This is a genomic window from Streptomyces sp. NPDC006512 (assembly GCF_040611935.1).
Taxonomy (GTDB): Bacteria; Actinomycetota; Actinomycetes; order Streptomycetales; family Streptomycetaceae; genus Streptomyces.
The window spans coordinates 1-17,863 of sequence record NZ_JBEXPG010000050.1; the positions used below are offsets into that span (position 1 = coordinate 1).

Annotated in this window: 13 protein-coding genes; 7 read left to right on the forward strand and 6 right to left on the reverse strand. The window is 72.1% G+C overall.

All coding sequences use genetic code 11. The features are described from left to right. Positions 1-403: 403 nt before the first annotated feature. Positions 404-1,816 carry a peptidoglycan recognition protein gene (locus ABZZ17_RS29005; RefSeq protein ID WP_356880194.1) on the reverse strand — a complete coding sequence of 471 codons (1,413 nt, stop codon included), beginning with the start codon at positions 1,814-1,816 and terminating at the stop codon, positions 404-406. 139 nt (positions 1,817-1,955) lie between these two features. On the opposite strand from ABZZ17_RS29005, the gene ABZZ17_RS29010 reads away from it, so the two are divergent. From ABZZ17_RS29010 to ABZZ17_RS29025, 4 genes are all read left to right on the forward strand, one after another. Continuing rightward, positions 1,956-2,705, forward strand: coding sequence for a TIGR03089 family protein (locus ABZZ17_RS29010; RefSeq protein ID WP_356880196.1), 750 nt, complete (start codon positions 1,956-1,958; stop codon positions 2,703-2,705). A 273-nt stretch (positions 2,706-2,978) separates the two neighbouring features. Next, complete coding sequence (locus ABZZ17_RS29015) at positions 2,979-4,214, forward strand: LCP family protein (RefSeq protein ID WP_356880198.1); 1,236 nt, start codon at positions 2,979-2,981, stop codon at positions 4,212-4,214. Between the two features lie 223 nt (positions 4,215-4,437). Then, a complete protein-coding gene (locus ABZZ17_RS29020; protein WP_356880200.1) occupies positions 4,438-6,177 on the forward strand; it encodes an LCP family protein in 1,740 nt (579 codons plus the stop codon). 216 nt (positions 6,178-6,393) lie between these two features. Beyond that, positions 6,394-8,124 (forward strand): LCP family protein, encoded by a 1,731-nt coding sequence (locus tag ABZZ17_RS29025; protein WP_356880202.1) that lies wholly within the window; start codon positions 6,394-6,396, stop codon positions 8,122-8,124. 71 nt (positions 8,125-8,195) lie between these two features. On the opposite strand, the gene ABZZ17_RS29030 is transcribed toward ABZZ17_RS29025, so the two are convergent. Further along, entirely contained in the window at positions 8,196-9,236 is a 1,041-nt protein-coding gene (locus ABZZ17_RS29030; RefSeq protein WP_356880204.1) for a glycosyltransferase family 2 protein, read from the reverse strand. A 159-nt stretch (positions 9,237-9,395) separates the two neighbouring features. Here ABZZ17_RS29030 and ABZZ17_RS29035 point away from each other — a divergent pair, with 159 nt between their 5' ends. After that, the gene (locus ABZZ17_RS29035; RefSeq protein ID WP_356880206.1) at positions 9,396-10,889 is read left to right on the forward strand and encodes an LCP family protein; all 1,494 of its coding nucleotides are present in this window, start codon (positions 9,396-9,398) and stop codon (positions 10,887-10,889) included. 12 nt (positions 10,890-10,901) lie between these two features. On the opposite strand, the gene ABZZ17_RS29040 is transcribed toward ABZZ17_RS29035, so the two are convergent. After that, positions 10,902-12,398, reverse strand: a complete 1,497-nt coding sequence (locus ABZZ17_RS29040; RefSeq protein ID WP_356880208.1) for a glycosyltransferase family 39 protein — start codon at positions 12,396-12,398, stop codon at positions 10,902-10,904. A gap of 110 nt (positions 12,399-12,508) precedes the next feature. Further along, the gene (locus ABZZ17_RS29045; protein ID WP_356880210.1) at positions 12,509-13,045 is read right to left on the reverse strand and encodes an acyl-CoA thioesterase; all 537 of its coding nucleotides are present in this window, start codon (positions 13,043-13,045) and stop codon (positions 12,509-12,511) included. Positions 13,046-13,151: 106 nt separating this feature from the next. On the opposite strand from ABZZ17_RS29045, the gene ABZZ17_RS29050 reads away from it, so the two are divergent. Together ABZZ17_RS29050 and ABZZ17_RS29055 are read left to right on the forward strand one after the other, a co-directional pair. Continuing rightward, positions 13,152-14,498 (forward strand): LCP family protein, encoded by a 1,347-nt coding sequence (locus ABZZ17_RS29050; protein ID WP_356880212.1) that lies wholly within the window; start codon positions 13,152-13,154, stop codon positions 14,496-14,498. Positions 14,499-14,675: 177 nt separating this feature from the next. Then, positions 14,676-15,830 (forward strand): acyltransferase, encoded by a 1,155-nt coding sequence (locus ABZZ17_RS29055; RefSeq protein ID WP_356880214.1) that lies wholly within the window; start codon positions 14,676-14,678, stop codon positions 15,828-15,830. 92 nt (positions 15,831-15,922) lie between these two features. Here the strand turns inward: ABZZ17_RS29055 and ABZZ17_RS29060 are convergent, their stop codons facing one another. Both ABZZ17_RS29060 and ABZZ17_RS29065 read right to left on the reverse strand, forming a co-directional pair. Beyond that, a complete protein-coding gene (locus ABZZ17_RS29060; RefSeq protein ID WP_266841684.1) occupies positions 15,923-16,639 on the reverse strand; it encodes a polyprenol monophosphomannose synthase in 717 nt (238 codons plus the stop codon). A 113-nt stretch (positions 16,640-16,752) separates the two neighbouring features. Further along, positions 16,753-17,835 (reverse strand): NDP-sugar synthase, encoded by a 1,083-nt coding sequence (locus tag ABZZ17_RS29065; protein WP_356880216.1) that lies wholly within the window; start codon positions 17,833-17,835, stop codon positions 16,753-16,755. Between the last annotated feature and the right edge of the window lie 28 nt (positions 17,836-17,863).

Here is a 17,863-nt window from a genome sequence, read left to right on the forward strand (position 1 = left end):
CCGATCTGGCTCCGCCCCAGACCCCGCGCCTCACACGCCGGCGAGGCTGGAGCGGCCGGGGGCGGGGACGGGGTGGGGGGTCGGCCGGGGCTCAAACGTGATTTGTTGGCGCCCTGCCCCGACCAGCAGACCAAGGTCGGAACAGGCGCCATAAATCATGCCCGCCCCGGACGACCCCCCACCCCGGCCCCGACCCCGGCCCACCCGCAGCCACCGCCACGGGAACGGCCCGGGCCGAGCCGGGGCTGCAGCCCCGCCCCACCCAACCGGGCCCGGGGCGGCAGCCCCATCGCACCCCGCCCGGCCAGGGCAAGGGCCCACGTACCCCGATCGGCCAGGGCCGGAGTCCCGTCAACCCCCGCCCGGCCAGGGCAGGGGTCCCGTCAACCCCCGGCCGGCCAGGTCAGGGGCGGCCCTGGAGGTGTGCCGACGTCGTGCGGGTCGGGGGGAGCTGGCCGTAGAGGAGGCGGCCGGGGCATTCCGTCGCGAAGCCGTCCCGGTGGCCCGAGATGACGTTGAGCTTCACGCTGCTGCCCTTCTTGTACAGGTTCCCGCCGCCCGACTTCAGGGTGGCCTTCGCCCGCGGGTCCACCCCGAACAGGCCGAGCTTCCACGCCGTGAGCTGCGCGACCGCGTTCACCGCCGGAGCCGGCGGGGCCGTCGTCGAGTAGGAGCCGATCACCGCGATGCCCATGCTGTCGGTGTTGAAGCCCATGGTGTGCGCCCCGAGGACGGCCTTGGCGACTCCGCCCGCCCGCCCCTCGTAGACGGTGCCGCACTTGTCGACGGCGAAGTTGTAGCCGATGTCGCGCCAGCCGCTGCTGATGACGTGGTAGCGGTACAGGCTGCGCAGCACCGCCGGGGCGTCCTTGCAGGCGTAGTTGTTGCCCGAGGCGCTGTGGTGGACGAAGGCGGCCTTGACGGTGTTCGTGTAGACGAACGCCTTCTCGCGCAGGCTCTCGTCGGCCCCCCAGCCCTTGCGGGTGACGATGCGCGGGCGCGGGCCGATGTACGGGGCGGCCTTCCCCGCGGCGCCCTGCCCGGCGAGGACCGCGTCGGCGGTGGAGTCGGCCTTGTCGAGGGCGACGATCTCGTGGGCTCCGAGCGGGGCCATCGGGAGGTTCGCGGAGGAGGCCTCCGTCATCTCCATGGTCATGCCGGGCAGGGCGCCCAGCTCGCCCTTGTCGTCCCCCGGAGGGACCCCGTCGGCGGTGCCGTTCTTGCCGTCGGTCCCCGCGGGCGGCTGGTCCGCTCCGGGATCGACGAGTTCGATGCGCATGCCGGACGGCAGCCGGGACGCGGCCCGGGTGCCGGTCTCGCCGGCCTCGGCCTGGACCCGGACCTCGACGGCGTCGGACGCGCCGACCCACAGGGGGGCGGTGCTGCCGCGGACGCGTCCGGTACCGCGTTCCGCCGCGTCGGGGTCGGCGGCGTGTTCGCTGTTGTGGGTCTCCACGTCCTGCCAGCCGGACCAGGTGGCCGTCTCCGTGGAGCGGGTGCGGACCTGGACCCGGCCGTGGAGCTGGGTACTCGCGTCGTCCCAGACGACGCCGACCAGCGAGAACGTCTTGACCTCGCGCGCGGCCAGGCCCCGTGCTTCGGGCAGGCCGGGCGAGGCGCTCATGCCGGGCACACCGGGGATCCGGCCGGCCGGGGCCCCCAGGGGGACGAGCGGCAGCGACTGGGTGGACCCGGCGGGGGTCTCGGGGGCGACCGTGCCGGACTGAGCGGCCAGGGCCGGAGTGGTGAGGGCGAGCGGCAGGACCAGTGCGGCAGCCGTCGCGACGCCGATCGAGGAAGCAAGGAATCCACGCATGGAAGCGATGCTGGGCACAGTCACCACGAAGCGCCATCGCAGAACTGACGATCCGTCCGATGCCCGGGGCGGCCGCCTCCCCTGGACGGCCGAGCCGTTGCCCTCCGTACGGGGGACGGGCCCGCGTACGCTGGGCCGGGTGAACGCAACCGACCGCACCCCTGCCGACCTGCTGCGATCCGCCCTGGCCGCGGATCCGGGCCGCCCGCTCGTCACCTTCTACGACGACGCCACGGGCGAGCGCGTGGAATTGTCCGTCGCCACCTTCGCCAATTGGGTGGCCAAGACCGCCAACCTGCTCCAGGGCGACCTGGCCGCCGAGCCGGGCGACCGGCTCGCGCTGCTGCTCCCGGCGCACTGGCAGAGCGCCGTGTGGCTGCTCGCCTGCGCCTCGGTCGGGGTGGTGGCCGAGGTGGGCGGGGATCCGGCCGGCGCGGACCTGGTGGTGAGCGGTCCGGACACCCTGGACGAGGCCCGCGCCTGCACGGGCGAGCGGGTCGCGCTCGCGCTGCGTCCGCTGGGCGGGCGGTTCCCGCAGCCGCCGGCCGGGTTCGCGGACTACGCGGTGGAGGTGCCGGGGCAGGGTGACCGGTTCGCGCCGTTCGCCCCCGTGGACGCGGACGGGCCGGGCCTCGTGGTCGGCGGCGAGGAGTTCACGTACGCGGAGGTCGTCGGCCGGGCCCGTGAGGACGCGGCCGGGCTGGGTCTCGGGGAGGGGTCCCGGGTGCTGTCGGGGCTCGGCTACGACACCTGGGAGGGGCTGTCCGCGGGGCTCTTCGGGGCGCTGGCCACCGGCGGCTCCGTGGTGCTCTGCCGGCACCTGGACGCGCTGTCCCAGGCGGGTCTGGCGCAGCGGGTGGAGAGCGAGCGGGTCACCCGCACCGTCTGACCGTCCGCGGGCCCCGCCACCCGGGGCCCGTCCCGCCGGCCACGTCGCCCCGGTCACGTCCCGCCGGGGCCGTCACCCAGGCCCGTCACCCGGGCCGCCCGGTCCGCCGCCGCCCCGGTCGCGTACGGGTGACTTCACACGATTTGTCACCCGTACGGCCCTTTACGGACCCCGCCCCCGGGCCGCTCCCGTCGCCCGGGGGCAGGATCGGCTCCAGGCCGTGCTCATCCGTACGGCTCGTCGTGCCACGGCGCCCGAGGGGACGGAACGCGAGTGACGGACAGCGCGGACATACCGGACGGCGCCGGGGCGCCCGGGGGCCGTCCCGGCCTGCCGGCCGACCGCAGGCGCCGGCTGCTGCGCTGGATCGGTCTCGGCCTGGCCCTGCTGGTGCTGACCGGGGCCGCGGTGGGCTGGTGGCTGTACGTGAAGCTCGACGGGAACATCACCTCGGACACCTCGGCCGCCGCCGAGCTGGAGCGCTACGAGCGGGAGCGGCCCTCCCACTTCGCGACCGGCGCGCAGAACGTCCTGCTGATCGGCTCGGACTCCCGCGCGGGCGAGCGGAACTCCGGCTACGGGCAGGACCGGGGCACCCAGCGCTCGGACACGACGATCCTGCTGCACCTGGCGGCGGGCCGGAAGAGCGCGACGGCGGTGTCGATACCGCGCGACCTGCTGACGGACATACCGAGCTGCCTGAAGCCGGACGGCACCCGCACCGGCGAGCGGTTCGCCCAGTTCAACTGGGCCTTCGAATGGGGCGGGACCGCCTGCACGATCCGTACGGTGGAGAAGCTCACCGGGATCCGGATCGATCACCACATGGTGGTGGACTTCGGCGGGTTCAAGAAGATGGTCGACGCCGTCGGCGGGGTGGAGGTGTGCCTCAAGGAGCCGGTGGACGACGCGGAGGCGCGGCTGCGGCTCGCGGCCGGACGCCATCTGCTCCGGGGCGAGCAGGCACTCGGCTTCGTGCGCGCCCGGCAGAGCCTGGGCAACGGCAGCGACACCCAACGGATGGAGCGCCAGCAGCAGTTCCTCGGTTCGCTCGTGAAGAAGGTGCAGAGCAACGGGGTCCTGCTGAACCCGGGCCGGCTCTACCCGCTGCTGGACGCGGCGACGTCCTCGGTGACCACGGACCCGGGGCTCGCCTCCTTGCGCGGTCTGTACGAACTCGTACGGGGCGTAAGGGACATACCGACCGAGCAGGTCAAGTTCCTGACCGTACCGCGCCGCCCGTACCCCTCGAATCCCAACCGGGACGAACTGGTCGAGCCGGACGCCTCCCGGCTGTTCGAGCAGTTGCGCATGGACCGGCCGCTGAAGGTCACCCCGCCCGAGCCCGGGTCGGACCGTGAAAGCACCGGGTTCCTACGGGAATCGGCGCAAGCGCGGGCGGAGGACGAAAGGACGCGCGACCCGGACGGCAAAACCGGAACCGGCGCCGCCCCCACACCCGTCCCCACGTTCACGGGAACGACGGCGGGTCCGGCCGATTGCCGGTAAAGCAATCCAAAAAGCCGGTGGCCAACCGAGCCGGTTGGGGGTTTTGGCCCGTTATAAGGGGAGTGGGTTTTGTCACCGGCATGGTTTGCAGCTGACCTGGCCGGATAAGGTGAGCGATCCGGTGCACCGGCCGGCCAAGAGGCCGTGCACCAGCAGCCGGATCGTTGACCGCGTGCCTGGGGGGAGGCGCGTCGCGAAGCACCGACGGAGGATTCGAGCAACCGTGGATGCGCAAAGCCGTGGGCGGGCGGACGAAATCGACCCCGCAGACCAGTGGGTCCTCAATCCCCGCACTGGCAACTACGAACTGCGACTGGGCCATTCCCCTGCGCAGCAGCCCACCGTCACGGCCCCCCGCAGATCCCGCAGAGGCACGGCCGCGCCGGCCGCACCGGGAACCGCCTCCCCCGCGGTCCCGAAGCCGCGCCGGGGCGAGGGCCCGCCCGGCGGACGGCGCGGAGGGCGTTCCCGCAAGGGCGGCGGCGCCTCGGAGCGGCGCCGCAAGCGCCTGGCGGTCACCGGCGGGACCCTGGCGTTCCTGCTGGTCGGCGGCTCGTTGGGCGCGTACCTGTACTACGAGCACCTGAACGGCAACCTGAACGTCATCGACACGGGGCGCAAGGCGGGCAGCTTCAAGAAGGACCAGCCGATCAACATCCTGGTCATCGGCACGGACAAGCGCAGCGGCAAGGGCAACGAGGGCTACGGGGACGCGGAGAGCGTCGGTCACGCCGACACCACGATCCTCTTCCACGTGTCGAAGGACCGCTCCAACGCCACCGCCCTGTCCATCCCGCGCGACCTGATCACCGACATCCCCGCCTGCCCGACGAAGACGAACGGCGCGGTGAAGGAGATCCCCGGCACCAAGGGCACCCGCTTCAACAACAGCCTGGGCCAGGAGGGGCGGGACCCGGGCTGTGTGATGCGTACGGTCGAGGAGCTCACGGGCGTCCCGGTCGACAACTTCATGATGGTCGACTTCAACGCGGTGAAGGCGCTGAGCACGGCGGTCGGCGGGGTGCCGGTGTGCGTGGAGAAGGACGTCAAGGACAAGGCCTCCAAGCTGGACCTGAAGGCGGGCGAGCACCGGCTGGCCGGCGAGGACGCGCTGGCCTTCGTACGGACCCGGCACGCGTTCGGTCTGGAGAGCGACCTCGACCGGATCAAGACCCAGCAGCAGTTCCTGGGTTCGATGATGCGCGAGATGAAGTCCAAGGAAACGCTGACCAGTCCGAAGAAGTTCTTCTCGCTCGCTGAGGCGGCCACCAAGTCGCTGACCGTGGACCAGGGCCTCGGATCCATCGGCAAGCTCACCGACCTGGCCGGTGAGTTGAAGGCCATAGACCTCAAGAACGTCACCTTCACGACGCTCCCGGTGCTCGACAACCCGAACGAACCCCCCAACCGGAAGGCGACCGTCGTCGTCAACCACGCCCAGGCGGATCCGCTGCTGGAGATGATCCGGGGGGACGTCTCGCTCACCGAGGTGGAGAAGCAGAAGGACGCCGCCAAGGCGGCGGCCGACACGGACGCGAAGAACAAGCAGGACGCGCTGCTCCAGGGCAACCGCGCACCGGCCGGTGACGTCCGGGTGGAGGTCTACAACGGCGGCGGCCCCTCCGGATCCGCCTCCACCACCCTGTCCTGGCTCCAGCAGAGCAAGGGCGTCTACCGGGCGAGCAACCACGGCAACGCCGCCGTGAAGCTCGGCAGCACCCAGCTGGAGTACGCCCCCAACCAGGCGGACCAGGCACGGGCGCTGGCGGACATGATGGGGCTGCCCGCCACCGCCCTGAAGGTCGGTACGGCGGACGCCGCCCCGAAGGCCCCGATGAAGCTGACGCTGGGCGCCGACTTCAAGGAGCCCGGGACCCCGCTGGGGGCGCCCGCGGCGGCTCCGCAGCAGGCTCCGGAAGGGCTCCAGCGCACCGAGGCGGACAAGGCGGTCTGCGCGCGGTGACCGGCCGACCGACCGGTCCGGGCTCCGCGCCGGGCCCGGGCGGCGCCGCGGTGCGCGCCGGGGTGCGGGCCGGGGTGCGGGCCGGGGTGCGGGCCGGGGTGCGGGCCCACGGACGGCGCTTAGAGGCGCCGTTCACAGAAAGACCGCCGAAACTGGCGGGCGGTAGCCGGTAGGACCGGCACCACACCGACCGTAGTGATCTTGAGGGGGGTACACGTGAGGCACAGCAGCATGCGGGGGGAGGGGGCGCCCGACCAGGATGCCGGCGGCATAGCCGGCGGTGCGGGGGCGGCCGGCACGGTGCCCCCGCAGAGGAAGGGTTCCACCGGCTCCGGGCCCGCGGGCGGCGGGCTCCCGGTCCGGCGGCGCAAGCGCCGGACCCTGTTCTGGGTGGCGTCCGTGACGGCGTTCCTGATCCTGGGGACCTCGGCGGCCGGGTACCTCTACTACCGGCACCTCGACGGCAACATCCGCAGCGGCCAGCGCCTGAGCGGCGACAGCAGCGTGGAGAAGTCCCGCGCCAACGCCAAGGGCCAGCGGCCGCTGAACATCCTGCTGCTGGGCTCGGACAGCCGGAACAAGCCGGAGAACCTGGAGCTCGGCGGCAGTCACGACAGCGTCGGAGCGCCTCCGCTCGCGGACGTGCAGATGCTGCTCCACGTGTCGGCCGACCGGGAGAACGCCTCCGTGGTGAGCATCCCGCGCGACACCCGGGTCGAGATACCCGAGTGCACGGACCCGAAGACCGGCGAGAAGTTCAAGAAGACCAACGCGATGATCAACGAGACCCTCGGGCGCGGGGGTCCCGGCTGCACCCTGGCCACCTGGGAGAAGCTGACCAACGTCTACATCGACCACTGGATGATGATCGACTTCAGTGGTGTGGTGCAGATGGCCGACGCGATAGGCGGGGTCCCGGTCTGCGTCAAGGACAACGTCTGGGACCGTCCCCTGCCCACCTCCCCCGGCGGCTCCGGCCTCAAGCTGCCCGCCGGCACCACCAAGGTCAAGGGCGAGCAGGCCCTCCAGTGGCTGCGCACCCGCCACGCCTTCAGCAGCGACCTGGGCCGGGCACAGGCCCAGCACATGTACATGAACTCGATGATGCGCGAGCTCAAGGGCCAGAACGCCTTCACCGACGTCGGCCGGATCACGGCCCTGGCCGAGGCGGGCACGAAGGCGCTGGAGGTCTCCGAGGAGATCGGCTCGGTCAAGAAGCTCTTCAACCTGGCCATGGAGCTCAAGCACGTCCCGACCAACCGCATCACGATGACGACGATGCCGACCTTCCCCGACCCGCGGGACGGGAACCGGCTCGTGGTGAACACGACGGACGCCGAGAAGATGTGGACGATGCTCCGCAAGGACGTCGCCTTCGACAAGAACGGCGCCCCGCAGGCGCCCGAGGCCTCCGCGAGCGCCGGCCCGCAGCCGTCGGCCGGTTCCCCGCAGCCCGCCGCGAGCGCACCCCAGCCCGCCGCGAGCTCCGCGCAGCCGTCCGCGCCCGGCCAGGAGTCCTCCAAGCCCCCGGTCACCGCCAACGACAAGATCGCCGTGCACGTGGTCAACGGCACCGCGGCCGGCCTGCCGCTGGCGCCGAAGCGGGCGAGCGCGATCGCCGAGGCCCTGGTCACGAAGGGGTTCACCGCGGCCCGGGCGGACAGCGCGCTCACCCCGGAGAAGACCACCGTCGTGCGCTACCCGACCGCGGACCTCGCCGACGAGGCGCAGAGCGTCGCGGCCGCGATGGGGATCCCGGCGAGCGCGGTGCAGCAGTCGGCGCAGGTCTCCCGGCTCACGCTGATCGTGGGCGCCGACTGGCGCGAGGGCGCCGTCTACCCGCAGCAGGCGCCGCCCGAGGCCGGTTCGGTACCGGACACGGCCGACGCCCTCAACGGCTCGGACAGCGGGGCCTGCATGGAGGTGTACAAGCCGTACCGCTGGTAGGTCCGGCGGTGCGCGACGCGAAGGGGTGACCCCGTCCCGCGAGGGACCGGGTCACCCCTTCCGCGTACCGCTCAGACCTCCGTGGAGTCCCGTCGCACCGACGGGCGGCGGCTGGCGATGACCTTGGCCGCGAGCGAGCGCGGGCTGGTCAGGAAGCCGAAGCCCCAGCACATGTGCATGGTGGCCAGCGCCACGGGGATCTGCGCCCGCGCCTTGAGCCCCAGTCCCTTGCCGGCGGGTACGGAACCGGCGGTGATCGCCGCGAGGTAGCCGGCCGGGACCGCGAACGCCCACGGGGTGAGCGTCGCGCCCGCCACCAGGCCGGCCGCGATCGCGCAGACGGCGGTCGGCGGGGCCAGGTAGCGCAGGTTGATCGAGCCGGCGTGGTAGCGGGCCACCACGTGCCGCCAGCGGCCGTAGTCCTTGTACTGCTTGGCCAGCGCCCGTACGGACGGGCGGGGGCGGTACTGGACCTTCAGCTCGGGCGAGAACCAGATGAGCCCGCCGGCCTCGCGGATGCGGAAGTTCAGCTCCCAGTCCTGGGCGCGGATGAACTCCTCGTTGTAGCCGCCCTGCTGTTCGAGGGCCTCGCGGCGGAAGACGCCGAGGTAGACGGTCTCGGCCGGGCCGGCCTGTCCGCCCGTGTGGAAGGCCGCGTTGCCGACGCCGATCTTCGAGGTCATCGCGGCGGCGACGGCTTCCTCCCAGGCGTTCTCGCCCTCGGCGTGCATGATGCCGCCGACGTTCTGCGCGCCGGTCTCCTCCAGGAGCCGGACGGCGGTGGCGATGTAGTTCGGGGAGAGCATGCCGTGGCCGTCGACGCGGACGACGATCGGGTGGCGCGAGGCCTTGATCGCGGCGTTCAGGGCGGCGGGCGTGCGGCCGGTCGGGTTCGGCACGGTGTGCACGCGTGCTCGTTCGTTCGAGGCGTTCTCGCGTACGAGCTCGGCGGCGATCTCGTCGGTGCGGTCCGTGGACGGCCCGAGCGCGATCACCACCTCCAGCTCGCCTGCGTACTCCTGTCCGAGGATGTGGCGGACGGAGTCACGCAGATGGCGCTCCTCGTTGAGCACCGGCATGATCACCGAGACTGCGGGCTGCTGCGCGGGCATGTGGTCCTTCAAGGTCGGGTATCGGTGTCACGTTACCGCGTACGGGGGAAACGGGTGCGCGCCGGACGAGCGGTACGGACAGAGGCTGATCGTATGGGCCTACTGTTCTGACGAATCCGGAGAATCAGCCGACCGTTGCCCTGCTGTCCCCCCGCGGAGGTGTCCCTCGTGCCCCAGCCGCACCGTCCCACCCGACCCGCCAGGCCGCCCCAGCCGCAGCGTGCGCGGCGGGGCGGTCCCCAGGCCCGGCGCCGGGGCGACAAGCCGCGGTGGGGGGTACGGATCGCGGCCGGACTGTCGGTGCTGGTGCTCGGGTCCGGGGCCGTCGGGCACGCCGTGATGACCGGTCTGGACACCGGGATCCAGCGGGTGGACCCCTTCAAGGACATGAAGAACCGCCCCCAGGCCGGGCACGGACTGAACTTCCTGCTCGTCGGCACCGACGGCCGGGACCGGGTCACCCCGGAGGAGAAGCGCGAGTACCGGCTCGGCGGCGCGCCCTGCCGCTGCACCGACACGATCATGCTGGTGCACCTGTCCGCCGACAAGGAGCGGGCCAGCGTCATCAGCCTGCCGCGGGACAGCTACGCCGAGGTCCCCGCCCACCACGACCTGGTGACCGGCAAACCGCACAAGGCCCACCCGGTGAAGCTGAACGCCGCCTACGCCGAGGGCGGGCCGAACCTGACCGTGCGCACCGTCGAGAACATGACCCGCGTGAAGATCGACCACTACCTGGAGGTCGACTTCACCAGCTTCATGAAGACCGTCGACGCCATGGGCGGCGTCGAGATCTGCACCGCCAAGACGATGCGCGACCCCTACACCGGCCTCGACCTGCTGCCCGGCACGCACCGGCTGACCGGCGGGCAGGCCCTGCAGTACGTGCGTTCCCGCCACGTCGACGGGGCCTCCGACCTCGGCCGGATGCAGCGCCAGCAGCGGTTCGTCGCCGCGCTGATCAAACAGGCCACCGGGGGCGGGGTGCTGCTGAACCCGGTGAAGTTCAAGGAGGTCAGCTCCACGCTGCTCGGCTCGGTCCGGGCCGACAAGGACTTCGGCTCGGAGCAGATGCTCGCCCTGGGGCAGGCCATGCGGGACTTCACCCCCTCCTCGTCCGAGTTCGCCTCGGTGCCGGTGGGGAACCCCTCGTACCCGGTCAAGGGCATCGGGTCGACGGTGAAGTGGGACGAGGCGAAGGCCGCGAAGCTCTTCGACTCGCTGCGCCGGGACCGGCCGCTGGCCCCCGCCCGCACCGGGGGTACCGGCCGGCCGGCCGCGGTGCCGGTCGACGTGCCGCCGGGCCAGATCAAGGTCCAGGTGGAGAACGGGACGCGGATCGACGGGCTCGGCGGCCGGGTGGACTCGGCCCTGCGCGCCACCGGCTTCGACACCACCCGGGCCCCGGGCAACGGCGCCAGCCGGGACGTCCGGCGCACGGTGATCGCGTACGACCCGCGGTGGGACCGCTCGGCGCGCACGGTGGCGACGGCGCTGCCCGGCAGCGAGCTGCGCGCGGTGCCGCGCCAGGGCCGCACGGTGCTGGTGATCGCCGGAGCGGACTACAAGAAGGTCGTGCGGGTGCGGGCGGAGGATCCGTACCAGGGCGCGTTCGGCGTGGTCACCGGCGACCAGGTGGTGTGCGGGAAGTAGCGGGGACGCCGGCTACTTCCTGCGTTCCAGGAGGGAGACGTGCAGGCCGCGGACGTTCGTGGTCTTCGCCACGTCGTAGTGCGCCTTCAGCGCCCGGACCTGCGCGGCGGGCAGCCGGTTGTACGGGTCGTCCACGCCGGTGTCGCGGGTGACGACCCAGATCCTGCGGGTGTCCCCCAGGCACTTCTCGGGCGCGGCGCACTCGACGGGGAACAGGTCGTCGCCCGCCACCGCCGAACGCTGGGTGAACACGTCGCGGAGCCGGACGCGGTCGGGGAGGTAGTAGCCGATCTGGAAGTCGAGCATGTACACGCGCTCGTCGGGACCGCGCAGCGGGACGATGCCGTCGCCGGGCCGGTAGCCGTCGGCGATGACCCGTGCCGCGGCCCGGCCGTCGGAGCCCTCCTTGGCCCGCTCGGTACGGAGCTGGCGCTGGTCGGGGAGCCCGAGGAGGATCAGCGCGGCCAGCCCGGCGGCCCCGGCGGCGCGCGGCCGCAGGGCGGCCAGCCCGGCGGCGGCCAGCACCGCCCAGGCGGGCAGGGTGAAGAGCAGGTAGCGGTCGATGAAGTACGAGGTGCTGCCCTGGGAGACCACGTACGCGGCCGCGATCGGCGCCGCCCCCAGCAGCAGCAGTTCCACGGCGGGCCGCCGGCCCCGGCTCCAGGCGAGGGGCAGCAGGGCGACGGCGGCGATGCCGAGGGCGACGAGCGGGGAGGCGAAGAGGTTGTCCCAGAGCCCGGCGACGTCCCGCAGCCGCGGGGTCTTGATCCAGCTGATCTGCCGGCCGACCTGCCGCTGTCCCAGCAGTACGAGCGGGACCACCGGCAGCAGTCCGGCGGCCGTCGCGACGGCGAAGGAGAGCACGGTCCGCCCGCGCCGGTCCCGCCACCAGCGCAGGGCCACGATCAGCGCGTGCGGCAGCAGCACCAGCAGGGCCACCATGTGCAGCAGCCCCGACAGCGCGACCAGGACGGCGTACGGGGCCCAGCGCCGGAGGGACGGCCGCTCCAGGGCCCGCAGCAGCAGCCAGGTCGCGGCGGTCACGGCGAGCACGGCGAAGGCGTACGAGCGGGCCTCGGTGCCGTACCGGGTGACGGCCGGGACCAGGGCGAACAGCAGCCCGGCGAAGACGGCCGCGCGGCGGTCGAAGAGCCGGCGGGCGATCAGCACCACGAACGCGGCGACCCCGGCCATCGCCAGCGCCGACGGCAGCCGCAGCATCGCGGCGGAGTCCCCGAAGACGGAGATCCAGCCGTGCAGCAGCAGGTAGTAGAGGCCGGAGACGGCGTCCACGTTGCCCAGCATCCCCACCAGCTCGCCCGTACCGCGGGAGGCGGCGTTCCAGCTGGCGAGCTCGTCGCGCCACAGCTGCGGGGTGCCGATGCGGAAGGAGGCGACCGCGAGGGTCAGCAGCGCCGCCCACAGCCAGTCGGGGCACACCGTCCGGCGCTCTCGGCCGGGCGCGGCGGCGGGAGCCTGGGCCAGGGGCGGCTGGGTGGCAGTCGGCATCGGGACACTCCGCGGCAGAGCCGGTCGAGGGGGCGGGCCGTCGCCCCGCTCGGAGCCTGACGTCGGCGGACCAGTCTACGGGGGGCCCGTAGGACGGGTGTGTGAGCGGGTCAGTCGTCGAGGCCCTCGGCGGCGCGGCGCTCGCGCAGCTCGGTGATCGCGCGGCGCCGGGCGAGCCGGTGGGTGCGGCGGATCTGCGCCTCCTGGTTGCGGCGCTCGTCCTGCTCGGTCTCCGGGATGACGGGCGGGACCTGGCGCGGCTTGCCGTCGGAGTCCACGGCCGTGAAGACGAGGTAGGCGCTGCCGACCTGGGTGGCGGGGGTGGATTCGTTCCACCGCTCGGCCAGGACCCGTACGCCGATCTCCATCGAGGAGCGGCCGGTCCAGTTGCACTGTGCCCGGACGTGGACCAGGTCGCCGACCCGGACCGGGGCGAGGAAGGCCATCTCGTCCATGGAGGCGGTGACGGCCGGGCCCCCGGAGTGCCGTCCGGCCACGGCGCCGGCCGCGTCGTCCACCAGCTTCATGATCACACCGCCGTGCACGGTGCCGAGGAGGTTCGTGTCACTCGCGGTCATGATGTGGCTGAGGGTGGTGCGGGAGGCCGAGACGGGCTTGCCCTGCGGTTCGGCCGGTATGTCTGTCATGCAGACACCTTAAGTCGGTACCGGAAGCATCAGGTGTGCAACAGCACCGGTACGAACCCCCCACCGGGGTGTCGTGCGACACGCCGGGGCAGGCATTCTTGTCCGCATGAGTGACTGGGACGGGTGGAGCGGCGAGCGCGACGAACGCGGCCGCCGCGATGACGGGTACGGACGCGGCAGCGGGCAGGCGCAGCCGGAAGGCGCGCAGCGGATGCGCCACGTCCAGCGGCAGCCGCAGCCGCCGCAGCGCCCGGCCCGGCCGCCGGTCCCGCCGCAGTCGCCCCCGGCGGGCGCGCCCGCGTACGGGGTGCCGCCGCAGCAGACGCGGGGCCCGGGCGGTCCCGGCGGCTACGACAGCGGCTACAACACCGGCCAGGTCTACGGCTCCCCGTCGGGTCCCGGTGGCCCGGGGCGGCCGGGGCAGCGGCCGCCGGGCGGTCCGGACGGCGGCGGGCCCGTTCCCGTACGGGTGGTCGTCGACTGGCGCAAGCGCATCAAGGTCGGCTCGATCGTCCTGGTCTCCGCGCTGCTGGTGACCTCGGTCGCCACCTACTTCTGGGCCGACTCGAAGGTGCGCCGCGAGGTCGACCTCGCCAAGGTCGTCGAGCGTCCCAAGGAGGGCGACTGCACGACGTACCTGATCGTCGGCTCCGACAGCCGCGAGGGGATGTCCGCCGAGGAGAAGCAGAAGCTCCACACCGGCTCCGCCGAGGGCAAGCGGACCGACTCGATGATGATCCTGGCGAAGTGCTCCAGCGGGAACACGATGATCTCCCTGCCGCGCGACTCGGACGTGGAGATCCCGTCCTTCGTCGGCTCGCAGTCCGGGAAGAAGTTCCCCGCCCAGGGCCGCCGGGTCAAGCTCAACGCGGCGTACGCGGAGGACGGCCCGGAGCTGCTGGTGCGCACCGTGGAGTTCAACACGGGCCTGCGCATCGACCACTACGCCGAGATCGGTTTCGCCGGCTTCGCGAACATCGTGGACGCGCTGGGCGGCGTCGAACTGAACATCGAGCAGGCCTTCAAGGACGAGAAGTCGGGCGCCGACTTCAAGGCGGGTACGCAGACCCTCAACGGCGAGCAGTCGCTGGCCTACGTGCGCACCCGGTACGCCTTCGCCGAGTCGGACCTCCAGCGGACGAAGAACCAGCAGAAGTTCCTGGCGGCCCTCGCGAGCCAGGCGGCGACGCCGGGCACGATCGTCAACCCCTTCACGCTGTACCCGGTGATGGGCGCCGGCCTCGACACCCTGATCGTGGACAAGGACATGTCGCTCTACGACATGGGGCAGATGTTCTTCGCGATGAAGGGCATCACCGGAGGTGACGGCGTGTCGATGAACATGCCGATCTCCGGTCAGCGCGGCGGCAACCTCGTCTGGGACAAGGCGAAGGTCCAGCAGCTGGTCAAGGAGATCCAGAAGGACGAAAAGGTCACCGTCCGGGGCCAGTGACCGGGACGGGGCATGACGTGATCTCGACCGGGCACTGTGGACAGTCCGAGGGTTTTCTCGTAAGACTGAGGCGGCCCAACGCCGGGGGGGGGATCGCCCGGATCCGTGCCGTGAGCCGTTCCGGGCCGCGGCCGTCTATTGGTTCGGGCACGCGTCCGTCCTGCCCGTGGAGCGTTCATGTCCCTGTATCCGTCCCCGCATGTCCTCGGTGACCGGCGGGAGGACGGCGACCCACCCCGCAAACTGCCCACCCTGCCCGCGCAGTCCCTCCCAGGTCCCGCACCCGCGGCCCGGCCGCGGCTGCGCGTCCTGGACGGGCTGCGGATCGTCGCGGCCGTGGTGGTGCTGCTGCACCACTACACCCGCGAGGCGGTGTGGGGGCGCGACGCCTTCGGATGGCTGACGATGGCCGGCCGTTACGGCTGGATCGGCGTCGAGCTGTTCTTCATGATCAGTGGCTTCGTCATCTGCATGTCGGCCTGGGGGCGCCCCCTCGGCAGCTACCTGCGCAGCCGGGTGATCCGGCTGGGGCCCGGGTACTGGTTCTGCGTGCTCGTCACGATGGGCGTGCTGCTGGCCGTGGGCAAGCCCTTCGGCGGCGCCGGGCCCGGGCTGAGCCAGATCCTGACGAACCTGACGATGTTCCAGTTCCCGCTGCACAGCCAGCCGCTGGACATGTCGTACTGGACGCTGTGGTCCGAGCTCCGCTTCTACCTGATCTTCGCGGTGGTCGCCTGGACCGGCCTGACCTACCGCAAGGTCCTCAACTTCTGCTGGATCTGGACCGTCGCCTCGCTGCTGGCGCCGGGATCCGGGCTGCCGCTGCTGGACGTCCTGGCGAACCCGGTCTACTCCCCGCTGTTCATCTCCGGCATCTGCTTCTACCTGATCCGCCGCGAGGGGGCGCGCGCCGGGGAGCCGTGGGTGCTGCTCGGCCTCTCCTGGCTGCTGATGCAGCGCTGGCTGAACGACATCGTCGGGTGGAACACGGTGAAGGGCGACCGGCTGTCCTGGGAGATGTGCCTGCTCCTGGTGACCCTGTGCTACGTGGTCATGGGCGCCGTGGCCCTGGGCGGGCTGGACCGGATCAACTGGCGCTGGCTGTCGGTCGCCGGAGCCATGTCCTACCCGCTGTACCTGCTGCACCAGCAGATCGGCATCACCCTGCTGCAGAAGTGGAACCGCGACGTCGAGCCGTGGACGCTGCTGGGCGCGGCGACGGCCGTGATGCTGCTGGCCTCCTGGCTGATCCACCGGTTCGTGGAACGGCCGCTGGCGGGCCGTCTGAAGCGTTTCCTGGAGCGCCGGCCGGGGACCCGCACGACGGCGTAGGTCCGCGCACGGGACATGACGGACGAAAAGGGGCACCCCCGAGGGGGTGCCCCTTTCGTCGTGCGGGCCGTCGTACGGGCCCGCCGTGCGCGTTACTTGCCGGCGCGGGCGCGGAGCTTCCACGGCATGGCGATGGACTCCAGCTGAACCGCGAGGTTCATCTTGGACTCGCCGACGGTGCGGTCCTCGAAGTGGATCGGCACCTCCATGACCTGGAAGCCGCGGCGCAGCGCCTTGAACTTCATCTCGACCTGGAAGCTGTAGCCCGCGCTGCCGATCGACGCCAGGTCGATCGCCTTGAGCGCGTCCGCGCTCCACAGGTTGAAGCCGCCGGTGATGTCGCGGACGCGGGTGCCGAGGATGGTGCTCGCGTACGCGTTGGCCCAGCGGGAGAGCAGCTTGCGGTGCGCGCCCCAGGCGTCGGACAGGGTGCCGCCCGGGACGTAGCGGGAGCCGACGACGAGACCGGCGCCGGTGGAGCGGGCGACGCCCAGCATCTCGGCGATCTTGCCGGCCGGGTGGGAGCCGTCCGCGTCCATCTGGAGGACGTACTCGGCACCGTCCTCGACGGCCTTGGCCATGCCGGCGGCGTAGGCGCGGCCGAGGCCGTCCTTCGCGGTGCGGTGCAGGACCGACATGCGCGGCTTGCCGTCCTCGGTGAGGAAGCCCTCCGCGAGTTCGTCGGCGATCTTGCCGGTGCCGTCGGGCGACGAGTCGTCGACGACCAGCAGGCGCAGGCCCGGCTGGTCGAGTCCCATGAGCAGCTCGACCATGCCCGGCAGGTTGCCTGCCTCGTTGTACGTGGGCATGACCACGGTGAGCGGGGTGTGTGCCCAGGTGTCCGGGAGCTTCGTGGTTGCGACGTCGGTCGCGCGGGGAGTCTGCTGCTCGCCTATCACAGGTTGTGCCTCACTGAAGTTGGTCACCGGTCAGAGGAGAAGCGGACGGCGGCGGCGGGCAGTTCAGCCTCGCACCACACCCGCACCCCTGCGCGAAGTTCGTTGTCGGCCCCTACTACGGCACCGTCACCGATGACCGCGCCGTTCACCACCGTGCGCGAACCCACCGAAGCTCCGGCGCCGATGAGACTGGCGTTCACCACCGTGTCCGGGCCGAGGGTCGCACCGTCCAGCACGATCGAGCCCTGGACGACCGCGCCCGATTCGATCCGGGCGCCGGCACCCACCACCGTACCGCCCGACAGCTTGGCTCCGTCGGCCACATGGGCACCGGGGAGCACGAGCGCCTCACCGCGCGGGCCGGGGACGGCCGGAGAGGCCACGATGCCGCGGACGAGGTCGGCGGAGGCCTGGACGAAGGACTCGGGCTTGCCGAGGTCCAGCCAGTACGTGTCCTCGGTCACGCCGTGCAGCTTGGCACCGGAGGCGAGCAGACCCGGGAAGGTCTCGCGCTCGACGGATACCGATCGGCCGGCCGGAATGGAGTCGATCACGCTGCGGCGGAACACGTAGCAGCCGGCGTTGATCTGATCGGTGATGATTTCCTCGGGGGTCTGCGGCTTCTCGGTGAAGGCCAGCACCCGCCCCTCGGAGTCGGTGGGGACCAGGCCGAACGCGCGCGGGTCGTCGACCCGCACGAGGTGCAGGGAGACATCGGCGTCGGCCGCCTGGTGGGAGTCGACCAGGCCCGCGATGTCGAGGCCCGTCAGGATGTCGCCGTTGAAGACGAGTACGGGGGAATCCGGGCCACCGGTCAGGCGCTGGGCGGCGTTGCGGATGGCACCGCCGGTGCCAAGGGGCTCGTCCTCGACGACGTATTCGAGGGTGATGCCGAAGTCGGAACCGTCGCCGAAGTAGGGCTCGAAGACCTCGGCGAGGTAGCAGGTGGCCATCACGATGTGTGTGACACCGGCGGCGGCGGCCCTGGCTATCTGGTGGGCGAGGAAGGGGACACCCGCTGCCGGAACCATCGGCTTGGGAGTGTTCACCGTCACGGGGCGCAGTCGCGTCCCCTGCCCGCCAACCAGCAGGATCGCTTCCGTCATTGTTTTCTCCCCAACCGGTTCGGGCGTA

Bases quoted from the DNA above. Each gene is read 5' to 3' on its own strand.
- ABZZ17_RS29050 (WP_356880212.1), top strand. From the start codon at position 13,152: ATGAGTGACTGGGACGGGTGGAGCGGCGAGCGCGACGAACGCGGCCGC.
- ABZZ17_RS29060 (WP_266841684.1), bottom strand. From the start codon at position 16,639: ATGCCCACGTACAACGAGGCAGGCAACCTGCCGGGCATGGTCGAGCTG.
- ABZZ17_RS29065 (WP_356880216.1), bottom strand. From the start codon at position 17,835: ATGACGGAAGCGATCCTGCTGGTTGGCGGGCAGGGGACGCGACTGCGC.
- ABZZ17_RS29040 (WP_356880208.1), bottom strand. From the start codon at position 12,398: ATGCCGACTGCCACCCAGCCGCCCCTGGCCCAGGCTCCCGCCGCCGCG.
- ABZZ17_RS29055 (WP_356880214.1), top strand. From the start codon at position 14,676: ATGTCCCTGTATCCGTCCCCGCATGTCCTCGGTGACCGGCGGGAGGAC.
- ABZZ17_RS29005 (WP_356880194.1), bottom strand. From the start codon at position 1,816: ATGCGTGGATTCCTTGCTTCCTCGATCGGCGTCGCGACGGCTGCCGCA.
- ABZZ17_RS29030 (WP_356880204.1), bottom strand. From the start codon at position 9,236: ATGCCCGCGCAGCAGCCCGCAGTCTCGGTGATCATGCCGGTGCTCAAC.
- ABZZ17_RS29045 (WP_356880210.1), bottom strand. From the start codon at position 13,045: ATGACAGACATACCGGCCGAACCGCAGGGCAAGCCCGTCTCGGCCTCC.